The following is an 8477-nucleotide window of genomic DNA, read 5'->3' as shown; positions in this document are numbered from 1 at the left end:
CGCCGCCGGCGCGCCGCTCGCGCCGGCCGACGGGTTCGCCGCCCGGCTGGCCACCGTGCGCGCGGCGACAGGCGGCGGGTGGCTGGACCACGCGGTGGTCAAGTTCGTCGCATTCCCGCTGCTGCCGGCGCTGGTGGCGTTCCGGCTGCACCAGGTCATCACCTTCGGCGGGTTTTTTGGCGAGGCCTACACGTACGGGTTAGGTGCGTGGCTGCTGGGGCTGCTGGTGTGGTGGGCGTCGTGGGCGCTGGGGTTGATGCTGTTCGGGGCAATGCTGCGGATAGGCATCGAGATCGGCACGGTGATTGGGCTGGCGGCGGGCACGCCACGCGCTGCCGCGATCCGGCGCGTGCTGTCATGGGCTGCGAAACTGATTTACTTCGTCGGCGTGCCGGCGTGGTTGGTCATGCGCCTCCTGCCCTAGCGGCGCGCGCGCTTGTCGGCGTACATCGCCGCGTCGGCGGCCTGCAGCAGCGGCGACAGGGCCACGCCATCGCGCGGGGCGGTGGCAATGCCGAAGCTCGCGGCGACGTGGAAGCCCTGCGGCTGCAGCGGTTCGGCCGCCAGCCGCTGGCGGATGGCTGCGACGACCTCGCGCGCATGCAGGTCGTCCGCTTCGGGCAGGAAGATGGCGAACTCGTCGCCGCTCAGGCGCGCCATGAAATCGTCGGGGCCAAGGCAAGCCTTGCTGCGCACCACCAGCTCGCGCAGCGCCAGGTCGCCCGCGGCGTGGCCGTGGGTGTCGTTGAGCGCCTTCAGGCCATCGAGGTCGAGCATCACGATCGCGGCGGGCTGGTTGCGGCGAAGCGGGCCGGCCAGTTCGATCGCCACGCGGTCTTCGAAGTGCGCGCGGCTGAGTGCGCCAGTGAGGCCGTCATGGCTGACCTGGTTGCGCAGGCGCTCGTTGGCCGCGTAAAGCGCAGGCGCCGCCAGGCTGAGATAGGTGTTGGCGGCCAGGCTGATGGCCGCGAACTGCAGCACCAGCGCATTGTCGCCGACATTGAAGCCCGCCGCCGCGCCTACCGTGAGCAGGCTGAAGCCCAGCAGGCCCAGCTGGGCGCTGGCCAAGGATCCGGTGTGCACGATCCACAGCTGCAGCACCACCGGCAACACCAGCATCACCAGCAGGGCGCGGCTGTTCGACAGCTCCAGGTAGCCCAGCAGGATGGCCAGCGTGACCGCGAACAACAGCGCCAGCTTCGAGGCCGCCGAGCGGCGCAGGCGCCAGCCGCCCCATTCGAACGGCGGGAACCGCCGCACGCCGGCATCGCCGCCTACCTTCCGCAGCACCAGCGCCAGGACCGGCGCCAGCGTGACCAGCGCGGCGTAGTCGCCGATCCACCAGGCCGCGGCGAGTTCGAACAGGTCCGGCGCCTCCAGCAGGTCGGTGCGGGTGAGGCCGAACGTGCCGAGCGTCGCGGCCAGCAGCGCCCCCAGCGCCCCCAGCAGCAGGAACTGGGACACCGGGCGCATCGTCAGCTCGGCGGGCCGGGTCGGGGCAAGGCGCCGCAGCACCATCGCCGGCAGCGCATAAGCGCCGATGTGGATGAGCGCGAAGACCAGGCTGGACACGGCGAACACGCCCAGCCGGACCTCGCCCTCGGTGTTGCCGGACTCGGTAAGCCAGGTGCCGAGCACGCAGGCGACGAACACCGCCGGCACCGCGCGCCAGCCGACGCTGAACAGGCCGGCGAAGGTGACCGCCGCCGGCGGGAACCAAAGGCTGGCGTGCGGCGCATGCTCCAGCGCGGCCGCGAGCAGGAAACTGCCCAGCCACAGCGCGAGCAGCAGCGGGTGCAGCAGCCAAGGCCGCCAGGCCGCCGGGCCTGCGGAAACCATCGGTACATCGGTCATCGTGACTCCCCCTGCGCGCATCCTAGCGCGGCCACTGCGAATCCGCGGTAGCACGCAGGCCGGGTTGGCACGGCGGCAAGGCGCGCCCGGTCCAGTTCACAAGGTCGTCCGAGCCGCGCCCCATACTTTTTGCCAGACACCAAGGTTCCTGACCCATGGCCAACTTCCCCGCAAGCCGCGCCGCCGGCCTCGCCGCGATGGCGTCCTTCGTGCCCGCGATGGGACGGCGCTACGCCAACGGCCGCAACATCGACCACGGCCCCGGCGCCCACAAGGCGGTATCGCGGCTTTCGCCGTATATCCGGCGTCGCCTGGTGACCGAGCAGGAAGTAGTGGCGGCCGCGCTCGCGGCCCATGGGCTGGAGGCAGCGGAAAAGTTCGTCGAGGAAGTTTTCTGGCGGGGCTATTTCAAAGGCTGGCTCGAGCAGCGGCCGCAGGTTTGGGTCAGCTACACCCAAGGCCTGCAAGCCGATCTTTCCGCCGCACAGGACGATCGCAAGCTGGGGCGGCGCGTGGAGCGCGCTATGCAGGGCCAGACCGGGCTGCCTTACTTCGACGCTTGGGCCGCCGAACTCGTCGAAACCGGGTACCTGCACAACCACGCGCGGATGTGGTTCGCCTCGATCTGGATTTTCACGCTCGGCCTGCCGTGGCGGTTGGGCGCGGACTTTTTCTACCGGCACCTGCTGGATGGCGACGCGGCGTCGAACACGCTGGGATGGCGCTGGGTGGCCGGGCTGCATACGCGCGGCAAGCCTTACCCGGCGCGCGCCGACAACATCAAGACCTGCACCCACGGCCGCTTCGCGCCTCGGTCCGGCGAGCTGGCGGAAGTAACGCAGGGCCTGGAGGCGACCGAGCCGGCGGGCCTGCCGCCGGTCCTGGCGCTACGTGACTTCAACCGGCCGAACCCCGGCGTGGCCACCGCGCTGCTGATCACCGACGAGGATTGCCGGCTGGAGGACTTCGCCCTGCCTTCGCTCGCCATTCGCGCCGCGGCTACGCTGGCCACGAGCCACTTGCGCTCGCCGTGGGAGGTTTCGGAGGCGGTGATCCGGTTCGAGGCCGGGGCCCTGGCCGATGCCGCGGCGCGGACAGGACTGCCCGCCGTCGCATTGCGGGCAGGCCACCCCGCCGAACTGGCGCGATGGGCCCAGTCAGCGGGAGTCACGCAGATCGTGACGCCTTACGCCACGCGCGGCCCGGTACACGACTGGCTGCTCGAAGCGAGGCCCGCGCTGGCCGCCAGCGGCATCACCCTGGCGGAATGGCGGCGGGAGTGGGATGCCGAAGTGTGGCCATTGGCGACGGCCGGGTTCTTCAAGGTCAGGCAGCAGATTCCCCGCCTGCTGGCGGACCTGGGCCTGGCCTGAGCCACGCTCGGGGCGTCGCCAACGTGCGCCGCAGGCGTGCGCTGGCGCGTGAAGGCGCACTGCGGTGCAGCATTTTCAGGCCGCTCGTCCACGCGGCAACGACACGTCTTGCACATGGCCTACACCCCTGCGGGCGTCGACTGCGACGGTTCCCAGGGAAGGGACTCGATACCACCCACGCAGCTGTGACTGGCCGGCGGCATGTGAAGGCGATCTTGGTCTGGCTGTAGCGGTATCGCGCAGGGGAACGACGGTCGGGGGCTTCGACACAACCCGCGCGCGTCGGATGCAAACACCAACCACCTACAACAAGCCGCCACAGGCAACGGGAGTCAACCCATGGAAGCTTTGACTGCAGGCCAGTTCTCGCTGGTCTACAACGCGTTTTCCTTCGGTATCGCAACATTCGCAGCCGCCACGCTGTTCTTCTGGTTCGGTCGTTCGCAGGTTTCGCACCACTACAAGACCGCGCTGACGATCACCGGCCTGGTCACCTTCATCGCGCTCTACCACTACTGGCGAATCTTCGACAGCTGGGGCCAGGCGTACGAAGTGGCCAACGGCGTGGTCACCGCCACGGGCGTCGAGTTCAACCGCGCCTACCGCTACGTCGACTGGCTGCTGACCGTGCCGCTGCTGCTGATCGAGCTCATCCTGGTGATGCGCCTTTCGCAGGCCGAGACGGTCTCGAAGTCGCTCAAGCTCGGCGGCGCCGCGGCGCTGATGATCCTGCTCGGCTACCCGGGCGAGGTGTCGGAGGGCATTGATTCGACCCGCCTGGTGTTCGGCGCGCTGTCGATGGTGCCCTTCCTGTACATCGTGTTCGCGCTCTACACCAGCCTGGGCGAGGCGATCGAGCGCCAGCACGAGTCGGTGCGCGGCCTGATCCGCCTGGCCCGCAACCTGACGGTGGTGTCCTGGTTCTTCTACCCGGTCGTGTACTTCCTGCCCTTCGTGATCAGCATGAATGGCGGCACCGCGACCGCGGTGATCGAGCTTGGCTACACCGTCGCCGACATCACCGCGAAGGCCGTGTTCGGCCTGGTGATCTACGCGATCGCCGTGCGCAAGTCGGAAGCAGAGGGTTCGAAGGCCTGAGCCTTCGACCTGCGTGGCAAGCGCGGGGTGGGGGCCGGTGACGCCGGATCCCCACCCCGCTCCTCACGGAACCGGCCTGCGAGGCGTCCATGGTCAGCTATGACGCAACACCCAGCATCAGCCAAGTCGAGCAACGGATGCTCGAACTCGTGTTCCCGGACCAGGGCGAGGCCGGAGCGGCCGCTGCCCACCATCTTTCCGCCGGGGGCTCGCGCGTGCGGGCCCGCCTGGCGATCCACGCCGGCCGCGCCCTCGGCCTGTCGCCCCGCGGGACGATAGCGATCGCGACCGCTTGCGAACTCCTGCACAACGCGTCCCTGGTGCACGACGACCTGCAGGACCGCGACCCGCTGCGCCGCGGCCAGGACGCGGTCTGGCGCCGTCACGGCGACGCCGTGGCGATCTGCACCGGCGACCTGCTGCTGTCCGCCGCCTACGGTGCGCTGGCAGGCACCGGCGCCGCGGCGGGTTCATTGATCGCGCGCATGCACGCCCGCGTTGGCGCGGTCATCCGCGGCCAGTGCGAGGACCTGGCGCTACAGGGCGGGCAGGTGGGCGCATTGGCGGCCTACGAGCGGGTCGCCAGCGGCAAGTCGGCACCCCTGTTGATCCTCCCGATCGAGTTGGCCCTGGTGCTCGCCGGCCGCTACGACGCCATTGGCGCCGCCGAGCATGCAGGCGCCCGCTTCGCGATCGGCTACCAGATGGCCGATGATCTGGATGACGTCGCGCGCGATGCGCTCAACGAGGAACTGAACATCGTCGCCGTCCTGGCCGCCGCGGGCGAGGCCCGCCCCCGGGAGGCCGCCCGCGCGCTGGCGATCCGACGCTTCGAGGAGGCCCGCGCGGCGGCCGCCTCCTTGCCCCGCGGCTGCGGCGGACTGCTGGCCGAGCAGTCGTTCGCACGGGCGACCGCGCTCGCCACCGACCTGGAAACGACGTGAGCCGGGTCGTCGTCCTGGGCGGCGGGTTCGGCGGCATCGCCGCCGCGCTGCGGGCGCGCGCCAAGGGCCACGAGGTTACCCTGGTCGACCGCTGCCCGCGGCTGGGTGGGCGTGCCCAGGTCTTCGAGAAGGACGGCTTCCGCCACGACGCCGGCCCGACGGTGCTGACCGCGCCCTTCCTGTTCGAGGAGCTGTTCGCGCTGTTCGGCAAGGACATCGCCGACTACGTGCGCATCGTGCCGCTGCCGCTGTGGTACCGCTTCCATTTCCAGGACGGCGACACCTTCGACTACGGCGGCGGCATCGAGCAGACCCTGGCCGAAATCGCCCGCATCCATCCGCCGGACGCCGAGGGCTACCGGGCGCTGCTCGAGCAGTCGCGCAAGATCTACGACGTCGGTTTCACCGAGCTGGCCGATGCGCCCTTCCACCGGTTCACCTTCATGCTGCGGCAGGTGCCGCACCTGCTGCGGCTGGGCGCCTACCGCTCGGTGTGGCAGATGGTGTCGCGCTGCGTGAAGCACGAGAAGATCCGCCAAGCGTTCTCGATCCAGCCGCTGCTGGTCGGCGGCAATCCCTTCGATACCACCAGCATCTACGGCCTGATCCATTTCCTGGAGCGGGCGCATGGCGTTCACTTCGCGATGGGCGGCACCGGGGCGCTGGTGGACGGACTGGCGAAGCTGATGGCGGAGCAGGGCATCGAGACGCGGCTGGACACCACCGTGACTTCGATCGACGTCGAGGGCGATGCGGTGCGCGCCGTGCACACGGCCTGCGGCCGCCGCATCGGGGCCGACCACCTGGTGTCCAACGCCGACCCGGTGCACCTGTACAAGCAGCTGCTGCCGCGCTCGGCGAGCAAGGCGTCGGCGCGGCTCAAGGCGCGGCACAGCGAGCAGTCCATGGGGCTGTTCGTGTTCTATTTCGGCACGCGCCGGCAATACCCGGACGTGGCCCACCACACCATCTGGATGGGCCCGCGCTACCGCGAGCTGCTCGACGACATCTTCCACCGCAAGGTGCTGGCCGAGGATTTCTCGATCTACCTGCACCGCCCCACCGCGACCGACCCGAGCTTCGCGCCAGAAGGCTGCGACAGCTTCTACGCGCTGGTGCCGGTGCCGAACCTGACCGCGGGCATCGACTGGGCCACGGAGGCGCCGCGCCTGCGCGACCGCGTCGTCGCGGCCTTGGGTGCGACGCTCCTGCCCGGGCTGGCGGATTCGATCTGCGCCGACTTCTACATGACACCCGAGGATTTCGAGTCCCGCTACCTGTCGCCGGCCGGGGCCGGGTTCTCGATCGCGCCGCACTTCCGCCAGTCGGCCTGGTTCCGCTTCCACAACCGCGGCGAAGGGCCGCGCAACCTCTACCTGGTCGGCGCCGGCAGCCATCCGGGCGCTGGCCTGCCAGGGGTGCTGTCGTCGGCGAAGGTGGTCGATCGGCTGCTGCCGTCGGCCGCCGAGGACCTTGCCCTGGTGCGGGCCGAGGCGCTGCCGGCGTGAGCGTGGTGCCGGGCGACGTGGCTGCGGACGGCCTCGGCGCCGCGGACGCCGGCGCGGTGCTGCGCCGGCACGGCCGCACCTTCGCCTTCGCCAGCCACCTGCTCGGCACGCGCCATGCCCGCCGCGCGGCGGTGCTGTACGCGTTCTGCCGCCATGTCGACGACGTGGCCGACGAAGCCCGCGATGCGGCATCCGCACGCGCGGCGCTGGCGACCATCCGCGATGCGCTGCTCACCGGCCGGGCGAACGATCGCTGGACACAGGCGATGCTGGCGCTGCAGCGGGAGACGCGGATGCCTGCGGCGCCGGCGCTGGACCTGCTGGCCGGCGTCGAGGGCGACCTGGACGCCGTCCGCCTGCCGGACGAGGACGCGCTGGTGCGATATGCCTACCGCGTGGCGGGCACGGTGGGCCTGATGATGTGCGCAGTGCTGGACGTGCATGACCCGCGCGCGCGGCCGTTCGCGATCGACCTCGGCATCGCCATGCAGCTCACCAACATCGCCCGCGACGTGGGCGAGGACGCACGGATGGGCCGCCGCTATCTTCCGGCGAGCTGGATCGGCGAGGTGGCGCCCGCCGCGATCGCGCAGCCGGACGCCTCGCTCGAGCCCCGGCTGCGCGACGCAACGCGGCGCCTGCTGGCGCTCGCCGAGCGCTACTACGCCAGCGGCGAAGCGGGCCTGGCCTTCCTGCCGCCGCGCGCCCGGTTGGCCATCCTGGCCGCCGCGCGCATGTACCGCGCGATCGGCGGACGCATCGCCGCGGCCGGGCACCGCAGCTGGGACCGTCGCGCGGTGGTCGGTCCGGCCGCCAAGGCCGGGCATTCGCTGCAGGCGCTGCTGGCGTTCGCGCTGTCGCCGCGCCTGCATCGCCGCGACGCGGTGCACGAGGCGTCGCTTCAATTCGCGCTGCAGCCGCGGGTGCTCCGCCATGACTGATCGCGCGGACCTGGTGGTGCTGGGCGGCGGGCTGGCCGGCCTGTCGCTGGCGATGCGCCTGGTGCAGTCGGGCTATCGCGGCCGCCTGCGGATCATCGAGCCGCGCGAGCGCTACGTCGATGATCGCAGCTGGTCGTTCTGGATTCCGGACGGTGCGCTGCCGGCCGTGCCGGTGACGCGCACGTGGGACGATTGGGTGTTCTCGCGCGACGGCGGCGAAGCCGTGGTGCGGCAGGCCCAAGGCTGGCGCTATGCCTACGTGCGCGGCAGCGACTTCTATCGCACCGCGCTCGGCCTAGTGGCGGCCAGTCCGGACGTGACGCTGATGCTGGGCACCCGCGCGGGCGCGATGGCCGAGGTCGGCGATGAGGTCGAGATCCGCACCGACGCCGGGCCGCTGCGCGCCCGCCACGTGGTGGACACGCGACCGCCGCCGGCGAGCCAGCGCGACGGCGCGACGCTGTTCCAGTGCTTCGCGGGCCGCGAGCTGCTGCTTGATGCCCCGGGCGTGGACGAGCGCCGGGTGGAGCTGATGACCGACATGCGCGCGGACGCCGAGGGCTTCGTGTTCACCTATGTGCTGCCGCTGACGCCGACCCGCGTGCTGGTCGAGGCGACCCGGTTTTCGCGGCAGCCGCTGCCGGCCGATCGGCTGTGGCAGGACCTGGATGCGCTGCTGGCGCGGCGCGGCTGGTCCGGCGCCGAGCGCGTGCGCGCCGAGGCGGCGACACTGCCGATGGGGCTGCCGGCGCCGGCCGG

Annotated in this window: 8 protein-coding genes; 7 read left to right on the top strand and 1 reads right to left on the bottom strand. The window is 71.1% G+C overall.

Going from position 1 to position 8477, the window contains the following annotated elements; genetic code table 11:
- Positions 1 to 424 (top strand): hypothetical protein (locus tag Q0C12_RS14145; protein WP_290891297.1); only part of this gene is annotated, 424 nt, incomplete at its 5' end.
- On the opposite strand, the gene Q0C12_RS14140 is transcribed toward Q0C12_RS14145, so the two are convergent.
- The gene (locus Q0C12_RS14140) at positions 421 to 1854 is read right to left on the bottom strand and encodes a diguanylate cyclase (RefSeq protein WP_290891295.1); all 1434 of its coding nucleotides are present in this window, start codon (positions 1852 to 1854) and stop codon (positions 421 to 423) included. The two genes, Q0C12_RS14145 and Q0C12_RS14140, sit on opposite strands and share 4 nt — an antisense overlap.
- Positions 1855 to 2009: 155 nt before the next feature.
- Between Q0C12_RS14140 and Q0C12_RS14135 the strand changes: the two genes are divergently transcribed.
- The 6 genes from Q0C12_RS14135 to Q0C12_RS14110 all read left to right on the top strand — a co-directional run.
- Positions 2010 to 3227, top strand: a complete 1218-nt coding sequence (locus tag Q0C12_RS14135) for an FAD-binding domain-containing protein (protein WP_290891293.1) — start codon at positions 2010 to 2012, stop codon at positions 3225 to 3227.
- A 339-nt stretch (positions 3228 to 3566) separates the two neighbouring features.
- The gene (locus Q0C12_RS14130; RefSeq protein ID WP_290891291.1) at positions 3567 to 4325 is read left to right on the top strand and encodes a bacteriorhodopsin-like; all 759 of its coding nucleotides are present in this window, start codon (positions 3567 to 3569) and stop codon (positions 4323 to 4325) included.
- 137 nt (positions 4326 to 4462) lie between these two features.
- Positions 4463 to 5269, top strand: a complete 807-nt coding sequence (locus Q0C12_RS14125; protein ID WP_290891289.1) for a polyprenyl synthetase family protein — start codon at positions 4463 to 4465, stop codon at positions 5267 to 5269.
- Positions 5266 to 6777 carry a phytoene desaturase family protein gene (crtI, locus tag Q0C12_RS14120; RefSeq protein WP_290891287.1) on the top strand — a complete coding sequence of 504 codons (1512 nt, stop codon included), beginning with the start codon at positions 5266 to 5268 and terminating at the stop codon, positions 6775 to 6777. The genes Q0C12_RS14125 and crtI overlap by 4 nt, the downstream gene beginning before the upstream one ends.
- A complete protein-coding gene (locus Q0C12_RS14115) occupies positions 6774 to 7718 on the top strand; it encodes a phytoene/squalene synthase family protein (protein ID WP_290891285.1) in 945 nt (314 codons plus the stop codon). Before crtI ends, Q0C12_RS14115 begins: the two co-directional genes overlap by 4 nt.
- On the top strand, positions 7711 to 8477 hold a 767-nt coding region (locus Q0C12_RS14110; protein ID WP_290891284.1), incomplete at its 3' end, for a lycopene cyclase family protein. The genes Q0C12_RS14115 and Q0C12_RS14110, both read left to right, overlap by 8 nt.

Origin of the sequence: Arenimonas sp., assembly GCF_022842045.1 — a bacterium.
GTDB lineage: Bacteria > Pseudomonadota > Gammaproteobacteria > Xanthomonadales > Xanthomonadaceae > Arenimonas.
This window is presented reverse-complemented; position numbering and strand designations above follow the sequence as displayed.

What these genes read in the sequence shown, in the direction of transcription:
- Q0C12_RS14140 (WP_290891295.1), bottom strand. Translation starts at nt 1,854, where the DNA reads ATGACCGATGTACCGATGGTTTCCGCAGGCCCGGCGGCCTGGCGGCCT.
- Q0C12_RS14135 (WP_290891293.1), top strand. Translation starts at nt 2,010, where the DNA reads ATGGCCAACTTCCCCGCAAGCCGCGCCGCCGGCCTCGCCGCGATGGCG.
- Q0C12_RS14130 (WP_290891291.1), top strand. Translation starts at nt 3,567, where the DNA reads ATGGAAGCTTTGACTGCAGGCCAGTTCTCGCTGGTCTACAACGCGTTT.
- Q0C12_RS14125 (WP_290891289.1), top strand. Translation starts at nt 4,463, where the DNA reads ATGCTCGAACTCGTGTTCCCGGACCAGGGCGAGGCCGGAGCGGCCGCT.